Origin of the sequence: Rouxiella badensis, assembly GCF_002093665.1 — a bacterium.
GTDB lineage: Bacteria > Pseudomonadota > Gammaproteobacteria > Enterobacterales > Enterobacteriaceae > Rouxiella > Rouxiella badensis.
Window position 1 is genome coordinate 98267 of sequence record NZ_MRWE01000003.1, and the last position, 23302, is coordinate 121568.

Below are 23302 nucleotides of genomic sequence, written 5' to 3' on the forward strand. Positions count from 1 at the left end.
CTTAGACTCATACCACAAAGGTAGTGATGCACAGTAACCCTCATATTATTCATTAATTTTAACATTACCGCGCGGATCCGATTCAGAATTTTCAACAATACCAGCGCACTTCGAGAGAATAATCTCTAAAGGGTGCGCAGAGGGGTAAAGTTGGATTGCCAGAAAAGTCGGCGGAGGTAAGAAAAAACGATTTAACTGCATCCGAACTTGAGGCTTTTATCTGGACAAGTATATTAGCCTGCTTATTATCAAGTTATCAACATTACGTGATCACAATCACTTTTAAGCTGAGCTTAACAATGGACCGATTAAAACGCATGTCAATCTTTGCTCAGGTGGTTGAAAGCGGTTCTTATACTGCGGCCGCTCCTCGCCTTCAGATGAGCGTTTCAGCCATCAGCCAGAGCATCAGCAAGCTTGAAAATGAATTACAAATCAAACTATTAAACAGAAGTACTCGCAGTCTTGGGCTTACCGAGGCCGGGAAGATTTACTATCAGGGTTGCCACAAGATGCTGCATAACGTTCGTGAAGTCCACGAGCAATTATATGCATTTAATAACACACCAACCGGTACATTACGCATCGGCAGCTCCTCGACAATGGCACAAAATGTCCTTGCTGCAATGACCGCGCAGATGCTCGTCGAGTATCCGGGGCTGACCGTCAATCTGGTTACTGGTATTCCAGCCCCGGATCTTATCTCTGACGGGCTTGATATCGTGATCCGCGTCGGCAAACTTCAGGATTCGAGCCTGTTTTCTAAACATCTCGGCTCGATGCCAATGGTAGTCTGTGCCGCTAAAAGTTATTTGATTCAACACGGTAAGCCCGAAGCGCCTGCGGATATGGTGAACTTCTCCTGGCTGGAATACAGCGTACGCCCAGACAGCCAGTTCGACTTGATATCACCCGAGGGGCAGGCTATCCGTATTCGTCCCGAGGGGCGGTTTGTGACTAACGATTCGCAGACCATTATTCGCTGGCTAAAAGCCGGTGTCGGCATTGCCTATATTCCGCTGATGTGGATTATTGACGAGATTAATTCGGGGGAAGTCGAGATTCTGTTTGGGAATTATCAGTCCGAGCCGCGTCCTGTTTATGCGCTGCATACCGAAAAAGACAAACTGCCGCTAAAGGTGCAGGTGTGCATTAATTACCTGATCGAATACTTCAAGGAAGTCAGCAAGGTCTATCGCAAGCATCGTAAAAGAGAACCGGGCGCTAAATAGCGCCCGGTTGATTGATTGCGGTAACACAAATAACCCGGTTATCAGGCCGTGCCGCCGACGGTCAAACTGTCCAGTTTCAGCGTTGGCTGGCCGACACCGACCGGTACGCTCTGACCTTCTTTACCGCAGACCCCCACGCCTTTGTCGAGCGCAAGGTCGTTCCCGACCATCGAAATCTGCTGCATCGCCTCAATACCCGAACCAATCAGGGTTGCGCCCTTAACCGGTTTAGTAATGCGGCCTTTCTCGATCAGATAGGCTTCCGAAGTCGAGAAAACAAATTTACCCGAGGTGATATCGACCTGACCGCCGCCAAAGTTTGGCGCATACAGGCCGTATTCGACGCTACTAATAATATCTTCAGGTGTTGACTGCCCACCCAGCAGGTAGGTGTTAGTCATGCGCGGCATCGGCAGGTGAGCATAAGACTCGCGTCGACCGTTACCGGTTGGCGCAACGCCCATCAGGCGTGCATTCAGCTTGTCCTGCATATAACCTTTCAGAATACCATTTTCGATCAGCACGTTGTATTGACCCGGCACACCTTCGTCATCAATCGAAATTGAACCACGACGGCCCTGCAGGGTGCCATCGTCCACCACGGTGCAGAGTTCAGAGGCAACCAGTTTGCCCATCTGACCGCTGAACATTGAGGTACCACGGCGGTTAAAGTCGCCTTCCAGCCCGTGTCCAACCGCTTCGTGCAGCAGCACCCCCGGCCAGCCTGCGCCGAGAACGACCGGCATCGTTCCGGCCGGAGCCGCAACGGCGGTCAGATTGACCAACGCCATACGCACCGCTTCGCGGGCATAGACATCAGCGCGAACTTCACCGTCAACGCTTTCAAGGAAATATTCATAACCGAAACGACCGCCGCCGCCGCTTGAACCGCGCTCGCGGCGACCGTCTTGCTCGACCAGCACGCTCACGGACAAACGAACCAGCGGGCGAATATCTGCCGCCAGCGTGCCGTCGGTGGCAGCAACCAGTACGCTTTCATACACGCCGGTAATGCTGGCAGAGACTTCCTGCACGCGGCTGTCTGCCGCACGCGCCGCTTTATCTACACGGTGCAGCAGGGCAATCTTCTCTTCACGCGGCAGGCTTTGCAGCGGATCTGCCAGTGAATAAAGGGGAGAGTGGTTGATGGCACCCAGCTGGTGGGCTTTGCCATTACCCTGTTCGCGCACGATGCTGCGTGCGGCCTGCGCGCTCTGGTTCAGCGCGTTCAGGGTAATCTGATCGGCGTAAGCAAAACCGGTTTTCTCGCCGCTTACGGCGCGAACGCCAACGCCCTGATCGATATTGTAAGACCCGTCTTTGATGATGCTGTCTTCAATGACCCAGGCTTCGTGAAAACTGGACTGGAAATAGAGATCGGCATAATCGAGACGGCGCTCAGACAGCTGGCCTAATACCGAAAACAGGTCTTGTTGACTCAGGTTATTAGCGGTTAGTAACCGCTCACTGACTAGGGCCAGACTCATAATTTCTTCACTCTCTTTGGTCATGTAAAGTCAAGTTACAGCCTAACACAGTATGAGGTTTCTCAACACTGCGCGGCCCGTCTCAGCGTGCTGGCGTGGTCAGGGCCTGTTTGTCGGCCTTGGACTGGCGCAGGATCTCGTGAATTTCAGGCTGCTCGATGGTGCCATCAATCTGATAGCGGATCAGCGAAATTTTGTTCCACAGCGGTGCCAACGCCTGGCTTGCGGCAAAGACCGCGGCGCCGACGATTGGGTTTATCACAAACGCCGTCGCAACGCCGACCGTCGCGGAGATCTCTGGCGCAATAACCGCTTCAAGATCCAGCCTCTGGGTCACGAGGTCAACATTGCCGTTAATCGCGATATCCGCCGCCAGACCGTCAACCAACAGGTCGTTGGTGTGGATAACACCGTCCTTGATCCAGGCCGTCGACTTGATGGAGTCAAAGTAGAAACCTTTACCAAAGGTATCGCGGAAGTCGAGCTGAAGTTTGCGCAACAGTGCGTCGAAGCTGACCAGACGCAACAACTGCCCCGCACGACCGCCGCCCATATTGATGATTTCACCCTTACCGAAGTCGGTTTTCATCGTGCCGTTCAGCGTCTTGGCATCCGGTTTCCACGGCGCGTCTTTCCAGTGCAGGTCAAAGTCTATCTTGAACGGTGCCCCCTTCAGCGGCGTGGTCACGCCTATGAAGGAAGTGGCACGGTCAAAATTCTTGCCGCTCAGCGTGCCTTTGAGCGCCGTGCTGTCATGGTTTTGCGCATCTTGTTTCCAGTCGCCCTGCACGTCAAGACGGCCTTCACCGGTGTCGATGACGCCATTGCGCAACGTCAGCAGGTTGCCCTGCGGAGCCAGATCGGCATCGACCTTACGCAGACTTTGTCCCATAAACCAGCAGGCTTCACAGCGCACATTCAGCGCTGGCCAGTTGGCGAAAGACAGGTGGCGGCTAAACGGATTCTGCGTACCCTGGGTATCGCCGCTGTTGCCGCTCGCCGTGCTCCACTGCGGATTAAAGTAAAGATAGCGCAGATTTGCCAGCCACGGACCGCTGCTGTTCATATCCAGCGTGCCGTCGATCTCTTTGCCTTTGGCCTTGATATGCATACCGTCATCGCTCTGCGTCGAGGTAAGCATCAGGTCATTCCACCCTTGACCGGCCAAGGTCAGGCGCGGCGTGGTCACCGTAATCTGATGCGGGAAGCCAAAGCCAACCAGCTTGCTGTTCTCGCTCTGAGTCGCTTTGTCCGGGGACAGCAGCGCCAGCCAGTTTTCGCCGTCGAGCGCAGGAAGATGCAACGTCAGGCTGCTGGTTGCCGGCAGCGCTGGGGTCTTGCTGGCATTGGCTTCCCAGGATGCACGGTCGAGCGTCAGCTGTTTACCCAGCAGCCAGCGGCTGTTGAAGCGATCTTTACCCGCCAGCACGCCGTTGAGAGTGAAGCTGTGCAAATCACCCTGCACGCTGACGCTAAGCGGCAAGGCGTGGCCAGGCGTCTTATTCAGCGGGTTAGGTAAGTGACTGCTCACATTCTTCAGATCGGCGTCGGCAGTCACCTTATAACTTGGCGAGCCTTTATACGGCAGCAGGATATCAACCGCGCTTTTCCAGTTCGCGCTGCCTGAAATCTTCGCCGCAATCGCCTTCGGCAGGCCAGGCAGCTTCGCAGGCTGCCAGTCACCGTTCAATCCGACAGTAATCTCATAGTTTTCAGGCTGTTCGAAGGTTTTAAAGTTAATGTTTACCGGCTGTCCAAGCAGGGTGCCGGTCATAGCGTTACTCTCAAGGTTGCCATTATCAAAGCTGAACTGGCCAGTCAGGTTCTGAACTTTGTTATCGATAGGCTTGATGTAAAGACTATTGTTCTGCAAATTCACGCCACCGGTCGCACGAACCAGCTTGCCGTTCAATGGGATATCTAAATGTAAGCGCCCACTGACATTGCCGCCAATTTGCAGCTCCTTAAGCGCAGCGCCGAGACTATTACGCAGCGGCGTTTCCTCAAAATAGTGGCCAACGTCGCTGCCCTGCCCGCTGATATCGGCATCGACGAACAGCTTTTCCTTCAGATAGTCAGGAATGTTGGCCACGATATTGTTGCCCGACACGTTGCCAAGCTGAGTATGCGCCGCCTTCATGAACAGACCGTCGTTGAGGAAGTCGAGATCGATGTCCAGATTGGTCAGTGCAGGCCATTCAGGCTGGAACTGGAAGGTGGAATGACGCAGCGGTACCCACACCTCAAACTGGCCTTCGTTATTTTTGAACGGGAACTGGTGAGGGTTACCGTTGAAGCTCAGCGTGGCGTTATCAACCTGCCCGGCCTGAATCGCCGCGCTGAGATAGTCCACCAGTCCTTTACCCATCAGGGTTTCAGGGAAGTAGCGCCACGCCTGACCGCCGTCATAGACGCGAATACCAGAGAGGATTTTCAGCCATGGCTGGCCCTTGACGGGTTGGGTGTAGGTGAAGCCGCCGGTAGCCCACAGGCCGGTTGCCTTGACGCTGACGTCCTGCGACCACAGCGACCAGCCGTCATTATTGTTGGTCCAGTCGAAGGTACCGCTCGCCTGTCCGATTTCCAGCGGCGCGCGGAAGACTTTACCGAAAGGCAGCTGGCTGTTGTTCAGGTCAACGGTTAGGCGTCCACGAGGCACACTGCCGCTCAGCGTTCCGCCAAAATTGTTGACGCCCGGCAGCAGCTCCCAACGCTGCCAGCTCACGTCGTGCCATGAAAGGTTGAAGCGTGTTTGTTCAGGCTGTTTGAGCGGGATATCCAGCGCCAACTTGTCGACCCTGCCGGTGGGCTTCAGGTCTTTCCAGCGTTCAAGCAGCGCCGGGGTCAGGAATGAAATCGTCGGAATAAGTGGCCCAATGCGCTCAAGCTGGATATTGCTGCCGCGCAGGCGCAGCTGCTCCTGCTGGTCGGGGCCGAGGAACTGGGCATTGCCGCTGGTGCCATTTTCCGGCAGATAAAGTGCGTTGAGGGCGCCCTTCGGCCAGTCCTGACCGTCGGTTTGCAGGTTCAACTGCGGCGTTCCCACCTGCCAGCCATTACCCTGACGGCTGCCGTGCAGGGTCAGGTTATCAGCATCAAGTCGGTGCGACTGGCCGTCGGTGTGCCACACGGCCTCACCTTTTTTCACCTGCACATCTCCGGAGAACACCTGTCCGTCGCGCAGAGTGAGCCACGCAGCCAGACTAAAGTTGGCGCTTTCAAGCCCGGTGTTGCTGCGCAGCCAGCGGCTGAACCACGGCTTCATGTCGATATCATCGGCCTGAAGATAGATTTTGCCGTCGTTGAGCAGTCCGTCGTTGTCGTTGAGATCCATCCGCAGCTGCACGATGCCGTGCTGACCGTTGAAGCTCGACAGGCCCAGCTGGCCCTCGGCGCGGTGGCGGTTTGGCGAGTTGAGCCAGGTCATCTGCTGGATATCAAACTCGGCACGCGGCCCAGACGGCGTCAGGAAAGTAATGCGGCTATTGCGCAGGTCGAAGTGGTCAACCTGCTTGAGGAAGATGTCACTGATGCGGTTTGCCCCAATCGGGCTCCGTTTATTGTCATCGCCGCCCAGCGTAGAGTTTAAATCGAGCTGAAGATTGTAGAAGGTCAGATCGCGGAACTGCCAGCGCAGGTGAAGCAGCGACTGCCAGACGTCAAGCGCCAGCGTGATGCGTTCAACTTTGGAGGAGGACTCTGGCAACTTGACCGATAAATCTCTGAGCTCGAGCATCGGACCGAAGGTCTGCCAGCTGCCGTGAACCTGCGAGAGGGCGATCGGCACGCCGGTCATAGACTGAATTTTATCGACGATAGGCTGTTTAAAGCGGTCGAGCTGGGGTAATGCAAGACGCAAGCCACTGATCGCCAACGCGACGATCACTACAATCGTCGCGAAGCTGGTAAGCAGTATCCCGGGCAGTCGCCTCACACTTATCTCCTTGTATTCTATTCAGCGCTGAAATCGACTACGCAAGATAATCCTACGTTAAAACCAGGCCACAAATAACCAGTTAATTCTGGGAATTACATCATGACGACGTCAAATTGCTCTTGACTGTACAACGGCTCAATCTGGACCTTGACCTGTTTGCCGACGAAAATTTCGACCTCGGCCAGCGCATGGGACTCTTCGCCCTTCAAGGCGTCACCGACGGCAACGGAGGCGTAAACCAGGAACCGGTCCGCATCATAGGCGTGATGCACGCGCACAATCTCACGCAGGATTTCGTAGCATACCGTTTCAACGGTTTTAACCGTTCCACGGCCGTGACAAGTTGGACAATCGCTGCAGAGAACATGTTCCACGCTTTCACGGGTTCTTTTACGCGTCATCTCGACCAGACCTAGCGCGGAGAAGCCGTGAATGCCGGTTTTCACGCGGTCCTTCGACAGCGCCTGCTCCAGCGAGTGCAGCACGCGACGGCGGTGGTCCTCATTAGACATATCGATGAAGTCAATGATGATGATGCCACCGAGATTGCGCAGCCGCAGCTGGCGGGCAATCGCCTGCGTCGCTTCGGTGTTGGTATTGAAGATAGTCTCTTCGAGATTGCGATGCCCCACGAACGCACCGGTGTTGATATCAATGGTGGTCATGGCTTCGGTCTGATCGATTATCAGATAGCCACCCGACTTCAGCTCCACCTTACGCTCCAGCGCACGCTGGATTTCGTTTTCGACGTCATAGAGGTCGAAGATAGGCTGCTTGCCGCTGTAGTGCTCAAGCTTGTCGGTCAGCTCCGGCATGTATTCGCTGGTGAACTCGAGCAGCAGCTCGTAGGTCAGACGGGAGTCAACGCGGATGCGGTGCAGCTCCTGGCCGGCGAAGTCTCGCAGCACGCGGTGCGCCAGCGCAAGCTCACCGTAGAGCTTGCACTTGGTCACGTTGCGGCGTTTGCGCTCCATCACCTTGGTCCACAGGCGTTTCAGATAGGCGGCGTCCTGCGCCAGCTCTTCTGCCCGCACGCCTTCGGCAGCGGTACGAATGATATAGCCGCCCTGCTCGTCGCAGTGGGCAGAAACAATTTTCTTGAGGCGGTCGCGCTCGGCTTCACTCTCGATGCGCTGTGAGACACCCACGTGCGATGCACCTGGCATAAAGACCAGATAACGGGAAGGCAGGGTAATGTCGGTGGTCAGACGTGCGCCCTTGGTCCCGAGCGGATCTTTCACGACCTGCACCATCAGATCCTGGCCCTGATGAACCAGTTCGACGATGTCGCGTACGTTGAAGTTTTTCTGTTCTTCGCGCGCCACACACTCGGTGTGCGGCATGATGTCCGAGGCGTGCAGGAAAGCGGCTTTTTCGAGACCAATATCAACAAAAGCCGCCTGCATTCCGGGCAGGACACGGCTCACGCGACCTTTGTAAATATTCCCTGCAATACCGCGTTTTGCCTCTCGTTCTACGTGGATCTCTTGCAAGATGCCACCGTCGATGTATGCCACCCGAGTTTCCGATGGGGTAACATTGACCAGTAATTCAGCCGTCATGCTTTCTCCTAAGAACGCGTAGTGCAACAAAATTACTGTACAGCTCTTGGGTCTCGACCAGAGGGAGTCCCACTACTGCATAGTAACTGCCGCGGATCTCACGGACGAAACATCCGCCCTTTCCTTGAATACCGTATGCCCCCGCTTTATCCATGGGCTCACCGCTGGAAATATAGTGCTCTATATCCTCAGATGATAGCGTTCTGAAAGTGACATCGGTCACAACCAACGCACTCAGGTGTTGTTGGGTATCGGCGAGAGCTATAGCGGTCATTACCTGATGTTGACGTCCTGACAACGCCGCCAGCATTTCAGCAGCCTGCTGAATATCGGCAGGTTTTTCCAAAACATATCCATCAAGTACCACAATAGTGTCTGCGCCCAATACCGGCAAGTCCTGAGGGGCAACGGCCACGCCTGCACGCGCCTTATCCAGCGCCAGACGTTGTACGTAGTCGGCGGGAGCTTCGTCAGGGTGGCGCTGTTCGGCCACGTCGGTCATTAAACGTTCGAAGGGCAGCTCCAGCATCGTTAACAATTCACGACGACGCGGCGAACCCGATGCGAGATAAAGTAAAGTCATAATGCCCTTATTGTACGGCAAATTGACGGCGGATTTTACGCATCAGCAAGAACAGCCAAGGCCAGAGCACGCCATCAACCACGCTGCTCCAGAAAATCTGCGGTCGGAAAGTCACGTTGACCACCAGGAACTCGGCCCAGAAGACAATCACGTTCACCGCCATCGATAACAGCATGACAATCAGCGCCTGTTGCCAGAGCGCCATGTTACGGAACAGCTGAAATTTGAACGCCACCAGATACGCGGTGATAGCTAACGCCAGAGCGCGCACCCCCAACGTTGAACCGAGAACCAGGTCCATCACGAAGCCCACCAGGAAACCGGTGCCGACGTTAACCCGATGCGGGAGCGCCATCACCCAATAAATCAGGATAAGCATCAACCAGGAAGGTCGGAACATGTAGATTTGGTCGGGCCATGGCATGACCTGCAATAACATGGCTATCACAAAGGATAGCCAAATTATCCAGCGTCCGTGGCTGCGGTAGCCGTTCATCGTCTGCTACCTGAGGTTGTGGCTGGCGTGGTTGCGGTTCCGGTCGCAGGAGCAGGCACCGGTGCCGGTGGCCCCATTTCGTTCGGCGGCGGCAGAACCTGCGGCATCATCTGCATCAGTCGTTCGGTTGCGATACGGTGAACTTCATCCGGTGACATTGGCTTGTCGCCGTTAGGATCAGCCCCCCACAGCAGCAGCAGATAGCGCAGGCGCTGAAGACCGGCAGTTGGACGTGCCTGAATTACGGTGTAGGCGCGCTGGTTGTCGACCTTGACGGAAGAGACCACGGCCACCGGATAACCTTCAGGGAAGCGACCGCCCAGACCAGACGTCACCAGCACATCGCCCACCCGGATGTCGGTATTGGCGGGCAGGTGTTCAAGCTGGAGGTCATCGGTACAGCCACTGCCAGCAGCAATGACGCGGATATCGTTACGCAGCACCTGAATAGGGATAGCGTGCGAGGCATCGCAAATCAGCAATACGCGGCTGGTCACGGCCGCAACGGCGATAACCTGTCCCACCACGCCTTTGTCGCTGATAACCGGCTGCCCAACGTAAACGCCGCTGTTGCTGCCTTTATCAATGACAATCTGGTCGCTGTAAGGGTCATTGCTGGTAGAGAGAACCTGCGTCACCATTTTATGCTCGTCCTGACGCAGCGGGGATCCCAGCAGTTCGCGAAGACGGGCGTTCTCCTGCTTGAATTGTCCCAGCAGCAGCAAATCACTGTTTTTCAGCAGCAGTTCCTGACGCAGGGCGCGGTTTTCCAGCTCGAGCTGTTGGCGTGACGCGAAAGTCTGAGAGACGTTATCCAGGAATTCTCTTGGCGCATTGGACAAGAAATAGAAAGGGCTGACGGCAGTATCCATATAGGTGCGGATCTGTACGAACGTACCTATCTTACTGTCGGCAAAAATTAGGACGATGGCCGTAAGAATAGCCAAAAAAAGTCGCAACTGCAGAGACGGACCTCTGCTAAAAATAGGCTTCATAAAATATGCGAGTTCCTCGGCAACGGGAAAATTCAGCCGATCTGTGCGAAACATTACCCTAACAGGAATGGTAGCAGGTATAAAAAGGGGACAGCCCTGTTCCGCGGCAGGCTAGTTTTCACTATACCCGACGTACCTGAAGCCGCAAGGCGTCAACGCGCTCGGCGGCTTCAAATACTTGTGGGCATACACTACTCTTCAGTCGCGTATTCTTTAGCAGTCTTACTCTTCGCTAAAGAGATCGCCACCGTGCATGTCGATCATTTCCAGCGCTTTACCTCCGCCGCGAGCCACACAGGTCAGCGGGTCTTCTGCCACTACCACCGGAATACCGGTTTCTTCCATCAGCAGGCGATCGAGGTTACGCAACAATGCGCCACCGCCGGTCAGTACCATACCTCGCTCGGAGATGTCGGACGCCAGCTCTGGTGGACACTGTTCCAGTGCAACCATCACAGCGCTCACGATACCGGTCAATGGTTCCTGCAGGGCTTCCAGAATTTCGTTGGAATTCAGGGTGAAACCGCGTGGAACGCCTTCAGCCAGGTTACGACCGCGCACTTCGATTTCGTGCACTTCATCGCCCGGATAAGCAGAACCAATACCGTGTTTGATACGTTCTGCGGTGGCTTCACCAATCAGTGAACCGTAGTTACGACGCACATAATTAATGATGGCTTCGTCGAAACGGTCACCACCGATACGGACGGACGAGGAGTAAACCACGCCGTTCAGGGAAATAACGGCCACTTCGGTCGTCCCCCCCCCGATATCAACCACCATCGAGCCGGTTGCTTCGGAAACTGGCAGGCCTGCACCGATTGCAGCAGCCATTGGCTCTTCAATCAGGAAGACTTCACGTGCGCCTGCACCTTGGGCAGATTCACGGATTGCGCGACGCTCAACCTGGGTCGCACCGACCGGTACACAAACTAACACGCGCGGGCTTGGGCGCATGAAGCTGTTGCTGTGAACCTGTTTGATAAAGTGTTGCAGCATTTTTTCGGTCACGAAGAAGTCGGCGATAACGCCGTCTTTCATAGGACGAATAGCTGCAATGTTGCCTGGCGTACGTCCAAGCATCTGTTTTGCATCATGGCCCACGGCCGCAACGCTTTTAGGTGAACCAGCACGATCCTGACGAATAGCCACAACTGATGGCTCATTCAACACGATGCCTTGTCCTTTTACATAAATGAGGGTATTGGCAGTACCCAGGTCGATGGACAGGTCGTTGGAAAACATGCCGCGAAATTTCTTAAACATAACGAAAGGATAATCCTGCAAGCTGGGGGCGGAAAATAAAATCCGCCTACTTTACCAACCACGCGAAGCAGCGACAAGGCGCAAAAACGTTCTGCTTCCGTGAAAATTGTCAGCGACGTTCGCCACTTAACCTGGTGATTAAATACACTGCGGAGGAAACCTGAATCATTGACTCAGCTTAACTCACTCAGGCACCCGTCGAGTCGCGGACATCGCACATAAATTCTTACACTTTACCTGGCTTTAGTCAGCGCATACGGTAGAAATTACGCGCTGAAACAGGCTGCCCTAATGTGCAAATGGCAGGGCTGCGCCATTCTACGTTAAATTTTCCCGTTGGGATCAGATTAAACCCCGTGGTTGTGTGAATATTTTTTACCAACAGGGTCAACAATCTGCGGCGTGGCAAAAAAATCTCCCTGACCACCGTGAATTCCGTTTTCCAACAGGACGAGCCACTCGTCAATTGTGCGAACACCCGAGGCGTAGACCTTGGCCTGCGTGCCTTTACAGGCGCTCAGCAAACTTTGCACAAACAGCTGATTTTCAACCCGCTTATCGATATCGCGTACCAATCCGGGGTGAAGTTTTACCCTTTCAATCGGGAAAGACTTCAGATAAGACGTACTGACGACGGTCAGTCCAGCCTGAGAAACGGCCAGTCTGCACCCCAACCCCATTAACAATCGGAGTGCGGGACGAAGACGGTCGATATGTTGACAGAGATCGGCCTCTGCAAGTTCAATAAGAATTCGATTTCTCTGCTTTTTTTCGCGCTGGAGCAAAACATCACGCAGCCAGCGGACAAACGAGCGTTGCAATAATGAATCAACGGTCAGGTGAAATGCCAGCGTCTCGTCCGGCCATTGGGCCAGTAACGGAATAATCTGACTGACCATTCTTCTGTCGAAACTTTGCGCCATGCCAAACTGGGTAACCAACGGGATAAACTCGGCCGCCAGCAGCTCGCGGGTGCCGTCAAAGATGCGCCGCTGAACCTCACGGTGATCGAGCACGCCCGCCTTGTTCATGGCCGGTTTCTGATAAAGACGTGGGCCGCCGCGCGCCAGCGTCTCTTCGAGCAGCGTACGCCATCTCACGCTGCCCCGCCCCTGTTCCGGCACGCTGCTGTCGTAGACCGACCAACTGTTGCTGCCCTTGAACGCCGCGTGGCGAGTGGCCTGCTCGGCGTAGTCCATCACCTGGTCCAGATTCTGGCCGAAGCGATAGGCACTGATACCTATATAGAAGAGCGCATCGCGGTCAATAATAGATGAGGAAGGAATCACCCCGGCCGCGTTGACCAACTGAGCCGCCATCACCTCGGCGTCTTTCAGCGTACTGTGCGGCAGCAGAACCGCGAAATCGCTGTGGTAGTAGCGCGCCAGAAGCGCAGACGGATAGCGCATCACAAAGGTTGACAACAGATTCACCACCGACGACATCAGGTCTTTCACCGGCCCCTGCCCGTGGTTATCGCGCAGCGTATCGAAGTCCGGCAGGCGGATGAGCATAATAATGCCGTAGGCGCCGTCCTCTTCCAGCTCGGTGGTCAACTGGTTATCAAAGAACAGGCGGTTGCTGAGCCCGGTTTTTGCATCTTGCTGCGCATAGGCGCGAATCAGGGTATCAACCCGGCTGCGCTGTTCACGCGCTTCGCCGAGGTCGACCAACAGCTTGTCAATCGCCGCGCTTGTCTTCGCCGGCCATTCGTTCACGTCGCCCATCGGCAGATTGTCGCGCTGACCGCGCAGAATACGCGTCGCCCTATCCTCTAACCGCTCGAGGCCTCGGGTCTGCAAACGCAGCCAACGGAAGCTGGCGAGCGTGGCAACGATGATGAGCAAAATCGAGAAGCTAATATAGAGCGTGGTACGCAGTGAACGCGCATAGCTGCTCACCGGATCGAGGTAGACCACCTTGAGGCTGAGATCCGGATGCTGTACCAGTGGGATGCGCTGGGTGATAAAGTCGGGAAAATGGCTGGCCCAGGCGTTGCCGTAGTCAGGAGAGTTATCGTGGCGGTAAACGATTCCGTGCCCAGCAACAACCTCAAGGCTGCTAATATCTAACTGGTTCATCGCCAACGGCAGCCAGGTCTTCAACGAAGACGGCGGGTTTTCCAGCAGGCTTTGATCGACTGAGGTAGACAGCGCCCGCAGATGCTGCTCGGCGCTCTGTTTATTCAGATAGACAAAGCTGAAGGTCACGCCCACCAGCATCAAAAAGATGGTGAGCGCGACCAGCATAGAAATCATCGCATATAATCTGGTAGTAAATCGCATCCATGTGCCTTACTCAGTTTATGTGGTGTATCGTGGTTAAACAGATGTGGAATAAATCGGTTTAGCGAAAAGTCCTGATTCACGACAGGCGTATATAAATAGCATAGTAAGGTGTTATGCCGTCAATTCAGAATTCTTATGTATGAATATCACTACCTTTATAAAAGAACTATAACCTCCCAATGCCGTTCAAGACGAAGGGTCATTTCCCCCGGAGCATGTCATGAGCCATAAAAAAGTATTAACCGAAGCAGACGTCACGCCGGAAAGCATCTTCTACGATCGCCGCAAGGTGTTGCAGGCGCTGGGGCTTGGTGCCGCATCGCTGGCTTTCCCGGGTACCTCGCAGGCCGATCTGCTTTCTTGGTTCAAGGGCAACGATCGCCCGCAAGCGCCTGCCGGGAAACCGCTGGATTTCACCAAACCCGCGATGTATCAGGCCAATCTGCCGTTAACGCCGGAGGACAAGGTTTCTGGCTACAACAATTTTTACGAATTTGGCCTCGATAAGGCCGATCCTGCCGCCAACGCCGGGCAACTGCCGACGTCACCGTGGAAGGTCACCATTGACGGCGAGGTCGGTAAACCGATGACGCTGGATATGGACGACATCCTCAAGCGTTTCCCGCTGGAGCAGCGAATTTACCGCATGCGCTGCGTCGAGGCATGGTCGATGGTCGTGCCGTGGGTCGGTTTTCCGCTCAGCGCACTGCTGAAACTGGTCGAACCGACCAGCGATGCGCGCTACGTGGCGTTTACAACCTTATATGACCCTGAACATATGCCGGGGCAAAAAGACCGCTTTATCGGCGGCGGCCTGAACTATCCGTACGTTGAAGGACTGCGTCTCGACGAAGCGATGAATCCGCTGGCGCTGCTGTCGGTCGGGGTTTACGGCAAAACCATGCCGCCGCAGAACGGTGCGCCGATTCGCCTAACCATTCCGTGGAAATACGGCTTTAAAGGCATCAAGTCGATCGTGCACATTCGCCTGGTGAAGGAGCAGCCGCCGACCACCTGGAACCAGATTGCCGCCGACGAATACGGCTTCTATGCCAACGTGAACCCGCACGTGGACCATCCTCGCTGGTCGCAGGCGACAGAACGCTTTATCGGTTCCGGCGGCTTGCTTGACGTACAGCGCCAACCGACCCTGCTGTATAACGGCTATGAAAAAGAGGTCGGCCACCTGTATCACGGTTTAGACCTGCGGAAAAACTATTGATATGAAGATCCCTCGCCTTTCATTAAAGCAAATTACGTGGTTGAAGGTTTTAATCCATTTAGCGGCATTTTTGCCGCTTTTGTGGATTATCTTGTCTATCAATCAGGGATGGTTCAGCGCCGATCCGGCAAAAGATATCCAGCATTTTACCGGCAGAATGGCGCTAAAATTGCTGTTGGCGTCTTTGCTGGTGACTCCGCTTGCACGTTACGCCAAACAGCCGCTGCTGATTCGCGTTCGTCGCCTGCTCGGCCTGTGGTGCTTCGCCTGGGCAACGATTCATCTGCTCAGTTACTCGTTTTTGGAGTTGGGGATCCACAATTTGGGGCTGCTCGGCAGCGAGCTGATTTCGCGTCCCTATCTCACGCTGGGGATTATTAGCTGGATAATTTTGCTGTTTCTGGCGGCAACGTCTACGCTTTGGTCACAGCGTAAGCTCGGGAAAAAATGGCAGATTTTGCATAACGGTATCTATCTGGTGCTGATTTTGGCCCCGATTCACTATTTATGGTCGGTAAAGACATTTTCGCCACAACCGTTCATTTACGCGCTATTTGCAGCGATCTTGCTGCTTCTACGCTACAAGAAGTTTCGGCAGTGGTTGCGCTGAGCCCCCACAAATCGCCCCTTTCGCCCGGTTTCGCCCTCCTTTCTGTAACCCTCAGTTTCAAACTGAGGGTTGATCATCTTCGCTGATAAGACCAGTATTTAGCTGCGAATTGCCACGATATGATTATAATGCGCACTTTCCTAAGAAAAGTCTGGGTTGATTTGTGATGAAATAGGTGACAAATTGAGTTCGGCAAGGTATTTTCTTCGACCTCGTACTAATCGCAGGAGATAGGCTCACAATGGCGCATAAGTTTGACATTTTGCTACTCAACGGTCCCAACCTCAATTTGCTGGGAACGCGTGAGCCTGAAACCTATGGAAGTACCACGCTTGACGATATCGTTAAAGGTTTGGAACAGCAGGCTGTCGCATCAGACGTTGCGTTAAGCCATCTGCAGTCTAACGCAGAGCACCTCCTGATTGAGAGAATCCATCAGGCACGGGGAAACACCGATTTTATTTTGATCAATCCCGCAGCCTTTACCCATACCAGCGTGGCGCTTCGTGACGCACTGTTGGCGGTGCAAATCCCGTTTATCGAGATTCACCTGTCTAACGTTCATGCCCGCGAAGCATTCAGACACCATTCATATCTTTCAGATATCGCGGTGGGCGTTATCTGCGGACTTGGCGCAGATGGCTACCATTTTGCTTTACAGGCAGCGGTTAACCGCTTGTCAAAATCCAATTAATTACTTGCATAAGAGTACGGAATCACACCCATGGATATTCGTAAAATCAAAAAACTGATCGAACTGGTTGAAGAATCAGGCATTTCTGAACTGGAAATATCTGAAGGCGAAGAATCAGTACGCATCAGCCGCGCAGCACCTGCACAAGCTTACCCAATGATGCAACAGGCTTACGCTATGCCTGCTCCACAGCAGCCAGCACTGGCTACCGCTGTTGCCGCTGCGGCACCGGCTGAAGCCGCTGCACCTGCTGCAATCAGTGGCCACATCGTTCGTTCTCCAATGGTAGGTACCTTCTACCGTACCCCAAGCCCAGACGCTAAAGCGTTTGTGGAAGTTGGCCAGAAGGTTAACGCAGGCGACACCCTGTGCATCGTTGAAGCAATGAAAATGATGAACCAAATCGAAGCTGACAAATCTGGCGTGGTTAAAGCCATCCTGGTAGAAAGCGGCCAACCGGTTGAGTTCGACGAGCCGCTGGTCGTCATCGAATAACGAGGCGCACCATGGATAAAATTGTAATCGCTAACCGCGGCGAGATTGCTCTGCGTATTTTGCGTGCCTGTAAAGAACTGGGTATCAAAACCGTTGCCGTGCACTCGACCGCCGACCGCGACCTGAAACACGTGCTGCTGGCAGACGAAACCGTCTGTATCGGTCCTGCACCTTCGGTCAAAAGCTACCTGAATATTCCGGCGATCATCTCTGCTGCTGAAATTACTGGCGCAGTGGCTATCCACCCGGGATACGGCTTCCTGTCCGAAAACGCTGACTTCGCTGAGCAAGTTGAGCGTTCCGGCTTTATCTTCATCGGCCCGAGAGCCGAAACTATTCGCCTGATGGGTGACAAAGTTTCTGCAATCAACGCGATGAAAAAAGCAGGCGTACCTTGCGTACCTGGCTCCGACGGTCCGTTGACCGATGACATGGATAAGAACCGCGCTTTCGGTAAGCGCATCGGTTATCCGGTTATCATCAAAGCGTCCGGCGGCGGCGGCGGTCGCGGTATGCGCGTTGTTCGCGCAGAAAAAGACCTGGAACAGTCCATCAACATGACGCGTGCTGAAGCCAAAGCGGCTTTCAACAACGACATGGTTTACATGGAAAAATACCTGGAAAACCCACGCCATATCGAAATTCAGGTATTGGCTGACGGTCAGGGCAACGCCATCTATCTGGCTGAACGTGACTGCTCAATGCAGCGTCGTCACCAGAAAGTCGTTGAAGAAGCGCCAGCACCAGGCATCACTGCCGAAATGCGTCGCTACATCGGCGAACGTTGTTCTAAAGCCTGCGTAGACATCGGCTATCGCGGCGCGGGTACTTTCGAGTTCCTGTATGAAAACGGCGAGTTCTATTTCATCGAAATGAACACCCGTATTCAGGTTGAGCATCCGGTTACCGAGATGATTACCGGCGTTGACTTGATCAAAGAGCAGCTGCGCATCGCCGCTGGCCAACCTTTGTCAATCAAGCAGGACGAAGTGCGTATTCAGGGGCACGCGGTTGAATGTCGTATCAACGCCGAAGACCCGAATACCTTCCTGCCGAGCCCGGGCAAAATCACCCGCTTCCATGCGCCTGGTGGTTTCGGGGTTCGCTGGGAGTCTCATATCTACGCGGGCTACACTGTGCCTCCGTACTATGACTCCATGATCGGTAAGCTTATCACTTACGGTGAAAATCGCGATGTGGCGATTGCCCGTATGAAAAATGCTCTGGCTGAGCTGATTATCGATGGCATCAAAACCAACGTTGATCTGCAACTGCGCATCATGAACGACGAGAACTTCCAGAACGGTGGCACCAACATCCACTACCTGGAGAAGAAACTCGGACTTCAGGACTAATAAGTCCTTGTAATGCAAGAGCTTACAATAAGGCCGGATATTCCGGCCTTTTTTCGTTTTTGAGGATTGCGCGTGGATAAACGCTTTTTACAGGCTAACCGCGAGGCACGCTGGGCTTTTGGCCTGACGATAGCCTACATGCTGGCCTGGGCGCTGGCCGCCTATCTGCCGAACGATGCCCAGGGGATAACCGGCCTTCCCCACTGGTTTGAAATGTCCTGCCTGCTGATCCCGCTTATCTTTGTGCTGCTGAGCTGGCTGATGGTGCGCGTCATCTATCGTGATATCCCGCTGGAGGACCCGCATGCAGACTGAAGTCCTGCTCCCGCTTATCGCCTATCTGCTGGTGGTGTTTGGCCTGTCGGTTTTTGCCTACACCCGCCGTCAGCAGGGCAGCTTTTTGACCGAGTATTTCCTCGGTAACCGTTCGATGGGCGGCTTTGTATTGGCCATGACCCTTACTGCGACCTACATCAGCGCCAGCTCGTTTATCGGCGGGCCGGGTGCAGCCTATAAATACGGGTTGGGCTGGGTGCTGCTGGCGATGATTCAACTGCCTGCGATGTGGCTGTCGCTTGGCGTATTGGGCAAGAAATTTGCGATTCTGGCGCGCCGTTACAATGCGGTCACGCTTAACGACATGCTTTACGCTCGCTATCAGAGCCGCCTGCTGGTGTGGTTTGCCAGCCTGAGTCTGCTGGTCGCCTTTTTGGGGGCGATGACCGTGCAGTTTGTGGGCGGCGCGCGCCTGCTCGAGACGGTTGCAGGCATTCCCTACGACAGCGGCCTGCTGATTTTTGGCGTCACTATCGCGCTCTACACCTCGTTTGGAGGATTTCGTGCCAGCGTTTTAAACGATGCAATGCAGGGGCTGGTCATGCTACTGGGCACCGTCCTGCTGCTGGTCGCGGTGATTCATGCGGCGGGCGGCTTGCACGGCGCCGTGGACAAGCTGCGGCACATCGATCCCAACCTGGTGTCGGTGCACGGCGCAGACAATGTCCTTTCGCTGCCGTTTATGACCTCGTTCTGGATTTTGGTCTGCTTCGGAGTCATTGGTCTGCCGCACACGGCGGTACGCTGCATTTCTTATCGCGACAGCAAGGCGGTGCATCGGGGTATCGTGCTTGGCACGCTGGTAGTGGCCATCCTGATGTTCGGCATGCATCTTTCCGGCGCGTTGGGTCGGGCTATCCTGCCCGATCTCAAGGTGCCGGATCAGGTCATCCCCACGCTGATGATCACCGTGCTGCCGCCGTTTGCCGCCGGAATCTTCCTGGCTGCGCCAATGGCCGCCATTATGTCGACGATAAACGCGCAGCTGCTACAGTCTTCGGCTACCATCGTTAAAGATCTCTATCTCGGCGTGCGTCCTGCCCAATTGCGCAACGAACGTATGCTGAAACGCTTTTCGAGTCTGGCGACGCTGGTGATTGGGCTGCTGGTGGTACTGACCGCCTGGCATCCTCCGCAGATGATAATCTGGCTCAACCTACTGGCCTTCGGCGGCCTTGAGGCCGTGTTCCTGTGGCCACTGGTGCTCGGACTCTACTGGGAGCGCGCTAACGCAACGGGCGCACTGTGTTCGATGATCGTCGGCGCAGTTTGTTATACCCTATTGGCCACTATCGATCTGCATATTGCAGGTTTGCACCCGATTGTTCCGTCACTGCTGCTCAGCCTGCTGGCTTTTTGCATCGGCAACAAAATGGGTGAGCAACGCCGCGAAAACGCACTGACGTCTTCCTGAGACGCCAGACAAAACACCTTGTTAGAAGAGAATGGTTATGCCTTGGATCCAACTGAAAATTAACACTAACGCTCAGGATGCTGAAACGCTGAGCGATGCGCTGATCGAGAGCGGCGCGGTCTCTGTGACCTTCCAGGATACCCATGATAATCCGGTATTTGAGCCGCAGCCGGGCGAGACTCTGCTGTGGGGCGATACCGACGCGATTGGCCTGTATGACGCCGAAACCGACATGGAGACGGTGGTCGCTATTCTGGAAAACGAGCCGCTGCTGGGTCAGGGTTTTGCCCATAAAATCGAGCAGCTCGAAGACAAGGACTGGGAGCGCGAGTGGATGGATAACTTCCACCCGATGCGATTCGGCCAACGTCTGTGGATCTGCCCGAGCTGGCGCGACGTGCCGGACCCAACGGCGGTTAACGTGATGCTCGACCCGGGTCTGGCGTTCGGCACCGGCACGCATCCCACGACGGCAATGTGTCTGGAATGGCTCGACGGCCTGGACCTCGAAGGTAAAACGGTTATCGACTTCGGCTGTGGCTCTGGCATCCTGGCCATCGCTGCGCTGAAACTGGGCGCGGCTAAAGCTATCGGTATCGACATCGACCCACAGGCAATTCTGGCAAGCCGCGATAATGCGCAGCGTAACGGGGTCTCAGAGCGTCTGTCGCTCTACCTGCCTAAGGACCAGCCTGATAACCTTTCTGCCGACGTGGTGGTTGCCAACATCCTTGCTGGCCCTTTGCGCGAGCTCGCGCCGCTCATCAGCGTGCTGCCGGTTACAGGCGGTCATCTCGGTCTGTCCGGCGTGTTGGCGAGCCAGGCGGCGGGCGTGGCGGAGGCCTATCAGGATCTGTTCTTGCTTGACCCGGTTGCCGAGAAAGAAGAATGGTGCCGCATTACCGGTGTCAAAAAAGGCTAATCCCCAGCGGTCTCTTAAGGGGGATTAGTTCCCCCTATGACCTCTTGCCTGATTATTTCCCAGCACCGTTCTTTTTTTGAGCCACAGTTTGTTATCAAATTTTACTTAAATTTGTTCATTTTTTAACAAAACTGACGGTTGCATCACGGAAATGGTGCGGTTATTGCTACTTAAAACCGCAATTTTCGCCTTAGAATCGCCTGTTATTCGCCTGATAACTAGCGATAAGTAAGTAAATTATACAAGCGCACAATTTGAGCATTTGCAATTAACCTTCTGTTTTAAATAAAAAAAATTAATTTTAGCGATGTAATCTTATCGTAAAGGCCATTTTTCTTGAGCAATTGCTCAAAGTTTGGCCTTTCATATCCTGCAAAAAATGCGTAATATACGCGCCCTTGCGGACTTCAGTATGGTCTTTCCTAGCATGCGCATTGGACACCACCAGCTTACAAATTGCCTGATTGCCGCCCCGATGGCCGGTATAACAGACCGACCGTTTCGAGCCTTATGTCATTCAATGGGGGCTGGAATGGCAGTATCCGAAATGCTCTCCTCTAATCCAGAGGTGTGGCGCACGGATAAGTCGCGTTTGCGTATGGTACATAGTGATGAATCAGGGATACGCGCCGTGCAGATTGCCGGCTGTGACCCTGAAGATATGGCCGCCGCCGCACGTATTAACGTGGAGGCAGGTGCTCAGATCATTGACATTAATATGGGTTGCCCAGCCAAGAAAGTGAACCGCAAACTGGCAGGCTCTGCGTTGCTTCAGTACCCGGATCTGGTCGAACAGATTTTGCGGTCAGTGGTTAATGCAGTTGATGTGCCAGTCACGTTGAAAATTCGTACTGGTTGGGCTCCGGAACACCGTAATTGTGTACAAATTGCCCAATTGGCTGAAGACTGTGGTATTCAGGCCCTGACGATTCATGGCCGAACCCGTGCCTGCCTCTTCAATGGAGAAGCAGAGTACAACAGTATTCGGACAGTTAAGCAGAGTGTCTCTATTCCGATTATCGCGAATGGCGACATAACTGACCCGCATAAAGCCAGAGCGGTGCTCGACTACACTGGAGCTGATGCTCTGATGATAGGCCGTGCCGCTCAGGGGAGACCCTGGATCTTCCGGGAAATCCAGCATTATCTGGACACAGGGGAGCTGTTACCGCCGCCAACACTTGGGGAAGTACAGCGCTTGATGATAGGGCACGTACGGGAACTGCACGACTTTTATGGTCAAGGCAAGGGATTCCGTATCGCTCGTAAGCACGTCTCCTGGTATTTACAGGAACATGCCCCGAATGACCAGTTTCGGCGCTCCTTCAACGCCATAGAGGATGCCAGCGAACAGCTGGAGGCGTTGGAAGCATATTTCGAAAATCTTGCGTAACAAAAAAGAGCTGACAGAACTATGTTCGAACAACGCGTGAATTCTGATGTACTGACCGTTTCTACCGTTAATTCTCAGGATCAGGTAACCCAAAAACCCCTGCGTGACTCGGTAAAACAAGCACTTAAGGGCTATTTTGCTCAACTGAATGGTCAGGACGTCAATGACCTGTATGAGCTGGTACTGGCTGAAGTTGAACAGCCACTGCTGGACATGGTGATGCAGTACACCCGTGGCAACCAGACTCGTGCAGCCCTGATGATGGGTATCAACCGCGGTACTCTGCGTAAGAAATTGAAAAAATACGGCATGAACTGATACTAGTCAGTTAATGCATTGAAAAAAGGCGCCTTTATCGAAAGATAAGGCGCCTTTTTCTTTGGCGTGAAATCAGGACTGCGTTTTTCGCCATATTGTATGACGTTGATTAACCGTGGCGAATCGGCTCGTGACGCAGCGGTTCATGGTGACGTGGCAGTGGATGATGCACAACGCGGTGTACTGGGTGGTGTACCACGTGGTGGCGCGGTGGAACCGGGTGGTGAATTGGGCCTTCCGCATGCGCGGTGGCTAATACGGCGTTGCTTGCCAGAACGGTGAACATGATTGCGAGCGCTGTCTTTTTCATAATATTATCCTTCGAGTTATTTGCTGTGGCAGGTGCACACCACGAATATCTGCCACAGCATGCAGAACTAACATCATGAAATATCCTAAAAAACTTCGCCTTACGCTATTTTTACACTAAGCAAACGGATCCATTACTCGACAGAAAAACCTGTTACAGGACGTCTATATAAAGAATGACTCTGGTTAAGGTAATGAAAGTCGGAACATTTACAATCGGACATAAACGGTGCGTAAACTTTGCACGATTCGGATGAATCCTTCCACATTATGATTTGTTGAACGTGATACAATGTACGCATAGAGTCGAATTCGCCCCGCCAATCGCCTACGGAAAGCCTTTTAGCCCCGCGATGCCCGCCTTTAAATGTAAAGATTCGAGAAGATT

General features: G+C 54.0%; 20 protein-coding genes. 11 read left to right on the top strand and 9 right to left on the bottom strand.

What is annotated here, in order from left to right; translation table 11 throughout:
- Positions 1-299: 299 nt before the first annotated feature.
- A complete protein-coding gene (gene aaeR, locus BS640_RS02830) occupies positions 300-1232 on the top strand; it encodes an HTH-type transcriptional activator AaeR (protein WP_017490724.1) in 933 nt (310 codons plus the stop codon).
- Positions 1233-1273: 41 nt separating this feature from the next.
- Here the strand turns inward: aaeR and tldD are convergent, their stop codons facing one another.
- The 8 genes from tldD to csrD all read right to left on the bottom strand — a co-directional run bounded on the left by tldD (position 1274) and on the right by csrD (position 13843).
- The gene (gene tldD, locus BS640_RS02835) at positions 1274-2719 is read right to left on the bottom strand and encodes a metalloprotease TldD (RefSeq protein WP_084911884.1); all 1446 of its coding nucleotides are present in this window, start codon (positions 2717-2719) and stop codon (positions 1274-1276) included.
- Between the two features lie 82 nt (positions 2720-2801).
- Positions 2802-6653 (bottom strand): AsmA2 domain-containing protein YhdP, encoded by a 3852-nt coding sequence (yhdP, locus tag BS640_RS02840; protein WP_084911838.1) that lies wholly within the window; start codon positions 6651-6653, stop codon positions 2802-2804.
- 95 nt (positions 6654-6748) lie between these two features.
- Positions 6749-8218, bottom strand: a complete 1470-nt coding sequence (gene rng, locus BS640_RS02845; protein WP_017490727.1) for a ribonuclease G — start codon at positions 8216-8218, stop codon at positions 6749-6751.
- Positions 8208-8801 (bottom strand): Maf family protein, encoded by a 594-nt coding sequence (locus BS640_RS02850; RefSeq protein WP_084911840.1) that lies wholly within the window; start codon positions 8799-8801, stop codon positions 8208-8210. The genes rng and BS640_RS02850 overlap by 11 nt, the downstream gene beginning before the upstream one ends.
- Before the next feature lie 7 nt (positions 8802-8808).
- Positions 8809-9297: a rod shape-determining protein MreD gene (mreD, locus tag BS640_RS02855; RefSeq protein ID WP_017490729.1), complete on the bottom strand. Its 489-nt coding sequence runs from the start codon at positions 9295-9297 to the stop codon at positions 8809-8811.
- Positions 9294-10292: a rod shape-determining protein MreC gene (mreC, locus tag BS640_RS02860; protein WP_017490730.1), complete on the bottom strand. Its 999-nt coding sequence runs from the start codon at positions 10290-10292 to the stop codon at positions 9294-9296. Before mreC ends, mreD begins: the two co-directional genes overlap by 4 nt.
- Positions 10293-10514: 222 nt before the next feature.
- Positions 10515-11558, bottom strand: coding sequence for a rod shape-determining protein MreB (gene mreB / locus BS640_RS02865; RefSeq protein ID WP_007891976.1), 1044 nt, complete (start codon positions 11556-11558; stop codon positions 10515-10517).
- Positions 11559-11905: 347 nt separating this feature from the next.
- The gene (csrD, locus tag BS640_RS02875) at positions 11906-13843 is read right to left on the bottom strand and encodes an RNase E specificity factor CsrD (RefSeq protein ID WP_017490731.1); all 1938 of its coding nucleotides are present in this window, start codon (positions 13841-13843) and stop codon (positions 11906-11908) included.
- Between the two features lie 223 nt (positions 13844-14066).
- On the opposite strand from csrD, the gene msrP reads away from it, so the two are divergent.
- From msrP to fis, 10 genes are all read left to right on the top strand, one after another.
- On the top strand, positions 14067-15068 hold the full coding sequence (msrP, locus tag BS640_RS02880) for a protein-methionine-sulfoxide reductase catalytic subunit MsrP (protein ID WP_017490732.1): 1002 nt from the start codon (positions 14067-14069) through the stop codon (positions 15066-15068).
- Between the two features lies 1 nt (position 15069).
- Positions 15070-15678, top strand: coding sequence for a protein-methionine-sulfoxide reductase heme-binding subunit MsrQ (gene msrQ, locus BS640_RS02885; RefSeq protein WP_139802757.1), 609 nt, complete (start codon positions 15070-15072; stop codon positions 15676-15678).
- 241 nt (positions 15679-15919) lie between these two features.
- Positions 15920-16372, top strand: a complete 453-nt coding sequence (gene aroQ / locus BS640_RS02890) for a type II 3-dehydroquinate dehydratase (RefSeq protein ID WP_017490734.1) — start codon at positions 15920-15922, stop codon at positions 16370-16372.
- Positions 16373-16402: 30 nt separating this feature from the next.
- A complete protein-coding gene (gene accB, locus BS640_RS02895) occupies positions 16403-16867 on the top strand; it encodes an acetyl-CoA carboxylase biotin carboxyl carrier protein (RefSeq protein ID WP_017490735.1) in 465 nt (154 codons plus the stop codon).
- Between the two features lie 11 nt (positions 16868-16878).
- Positions 16879-18222: an acetyl-CoA carboxylase biotin carboxylase subunit gene (gene accC / locus BS640_RS02900; protein ID WP_017490736.1), complete on the top strand. Its 1344-nt coding sequence runs from the start codon at positions 16879-16881 to the stop codon at positions 18220-18222.
- A 72-nt stretch (positions 18223-18294) separates the two neighbouring features.
- Entirely contained in the window at positions 18295-18537 is a 243-nt protein-coding gene (locus BS640_RS02905; protein WP_017490737.1) for a YhdT family protein, read from the top strand.
- The gene (gene panF, locus BS640_RS02910) at positions 18527-19972 is read left to right on the top strand and encodes a sodium/pantothenate symporter (RefSeq protein ID WP_084911842.1); all 1446 of its coding nucleotides are present in this window, start codon (positions 18527-18529) and stop codon (positions 19970-19972) included. Before BS640_RS02905 ends, panF begins: the two co-directional genes overlap by 11 nt.
- A gap of 37 nt (positions 19973-20009) precedes the next feature.
- Positions 20010-20894, top strand: coding sequence for a 50S ribosomal protein L11 methyltransferase (prmA, locus tag BS640_RS02915; RefSeq protein WP_017490739.1), 885 nt, complete (start codon positions 20010-20012; stop codon positions 20892-20894).
- A gap of 427 nt (positions 20895-21321) precedes the next feature.
- Positions 21322-22287 carry a tRNA dihydrouridine synthase DusB gene (gene dusB, locus BS640_RS02920; RefSeq protein WP_038327765.1) on the top strand — a complete coding sequence of 322 codons (966 nt, stop codon included), beginning with the start codon at positions 21322-21324 and terminating at the stop codon, positions 22285-22287.
- Positions 22288-22308: 21 nt separating this feature from the next.
- Positions 22309-22605: a DNA-binding transcriptional regulator Fis gene (fis, locus tag BS640_RS02925; protein ID WP_004097144.1), complete on the top strand. Its 297-nt coding sequence runs from the start codon at positions 22309-22311 to the stop codon at positions 22603-22605.
- A gap of 109 nt (positions 22606-22714) precedes the next feature.
- Here the strand turns inward: fis and BS640_RS02930 are convergent, their stop codons facing one another.
- Positions 22715-22915 (bottom strand): hypothetical protein, encoded by a 201-nt coding sequence (locus BS640_RS02930; protein ID WP_017490742.1) that lies wholly within the window; start codon positions 22913-22915, stop codon positions 22715-22717.
- Between the last annotated feature and the right edge of the window lie 387 nt (positions 22916-23302).

Excerpts from the sequence above, each read along its gene's own strand:
- aaeR (WP_017490724.1), top strand. The coding sequence starts at position 300 with ATGGACCGATTAAAACGCATGTCAATCTTTGCTCAGGTGGTTGAAAGC.
- tldD (WP_084911884.1), bottom strand. The coding sequence starts at position 2,719 with ATGAGTCTGGCCCTAGTCAGTGAGCGGTTACTAACCGCTAATAACCTG.
- rng (WP_017490727.1), bottom strand. The coding sequence starts at position 8,218 with ATGACGGCTGAATTACTGGTCAATGTTACCCCATCGGAAACTCGGGTG.
- BS640_RS02850 (WP_084911840.1), bottom strand. The coding sequence starts at position 8,801 with ATGACTTTACTTTATCTCGCATCGGGTTCGCCGCGTCGTCGTGAATTG.
- mreD (WP_017490729.1), bottom strand. The coding sequence starts at position 9,297 with ATGAACGGCTACCGCAGCCACGGACGCTGGATAATTTGGCTATCCTTT.
- mreC (WP_017490730.1), bottom strand. The coding sequence starts at position 10,292 with ATGAAGCCTATTTTTAGCAGAGGTCCGTCTCTGCAGTTGCGACTTTTT.
- mreB (WP_007891976.1), bottom strand. The coding sequence starts at position 11,558 with ATGTTTAAGAAATTTCGCGGCATGTTTTCCAACGACCTGTCCATCGAC.
- csrD (WP_017490731.1), bottom strand. The coding sequence starts at position 13,843 with ATGCGATTTACTACCAGATTATATGCGATGATTTCTATGCTGGTCGCG.
- msrP (WP_017490732.1), top strand. The coding sequence starts at position 14,067 with ATGAGCCATAAAAAAGTATTAACCGAAGCAGACGTCACGCCGGAAAGC.
- msrQ (WP_139802757.1), top strand. The coding sequence starts at position 15,070 with ATGAAGATCCCTCGCCTTTCATTAAAGCAAATTACGTGGTTGAAGGTT.
- aroQ (WP_017490734.1), top strand. The coding sequence starts at position 15,920 with ATGGCGCATAAGTTTGACATTTTGCTACTCAACGGTCCCAACCTCAAT.
- accB (WP_017490735.1), top strand. The coding sequence starts at position 16,403 with ATGGATATTCGTAAAATCAAAAAACTGATCGAACTGGTTGAAGAATCA.
- accC (WP_017490736.1), top strand. The coding sequence starts at position 16,879 with ATGGATAAAATTGTAATCGCTAACCGCGGCGAGATTGCTCTGCGTATT.
- panF (WP_084911842.1), top strand. The coding sequence starts at position 18,527 with ATGCAGACTGAAGTCCTGCTCCCGCTTATCGCCTATCTGCTGGTGGTG.
- prmA (WP_017490739.1), top strand. The coding sequence starts at position 20,010 with ATGCCTTGGATCCAACTGAAAATTAACACTAACGCTCAGGATGCTGAA.
- dusB (WP_038327765.1), top strand. The coding sequence starts at position 21,322 with ATGCGCATTGGACACCACCAGCTTACAAATTGCCTGATTGCCGCCCCG.
- fis (WP_004097144.1), top strand. The coding sequence starts at position 22,309 with ATGTTCGAACAACGCGTGAATTCTGATGTACTGACCGTTTCTACCGTT.
- BS640_RS02930 (WP_017490742.1), bottom strand. The coding sequence starts at position 22,915 with ATGAAAAAGACAGCGCTCGCAATCATGTTCACCGTTCTGGCAAGCAAC.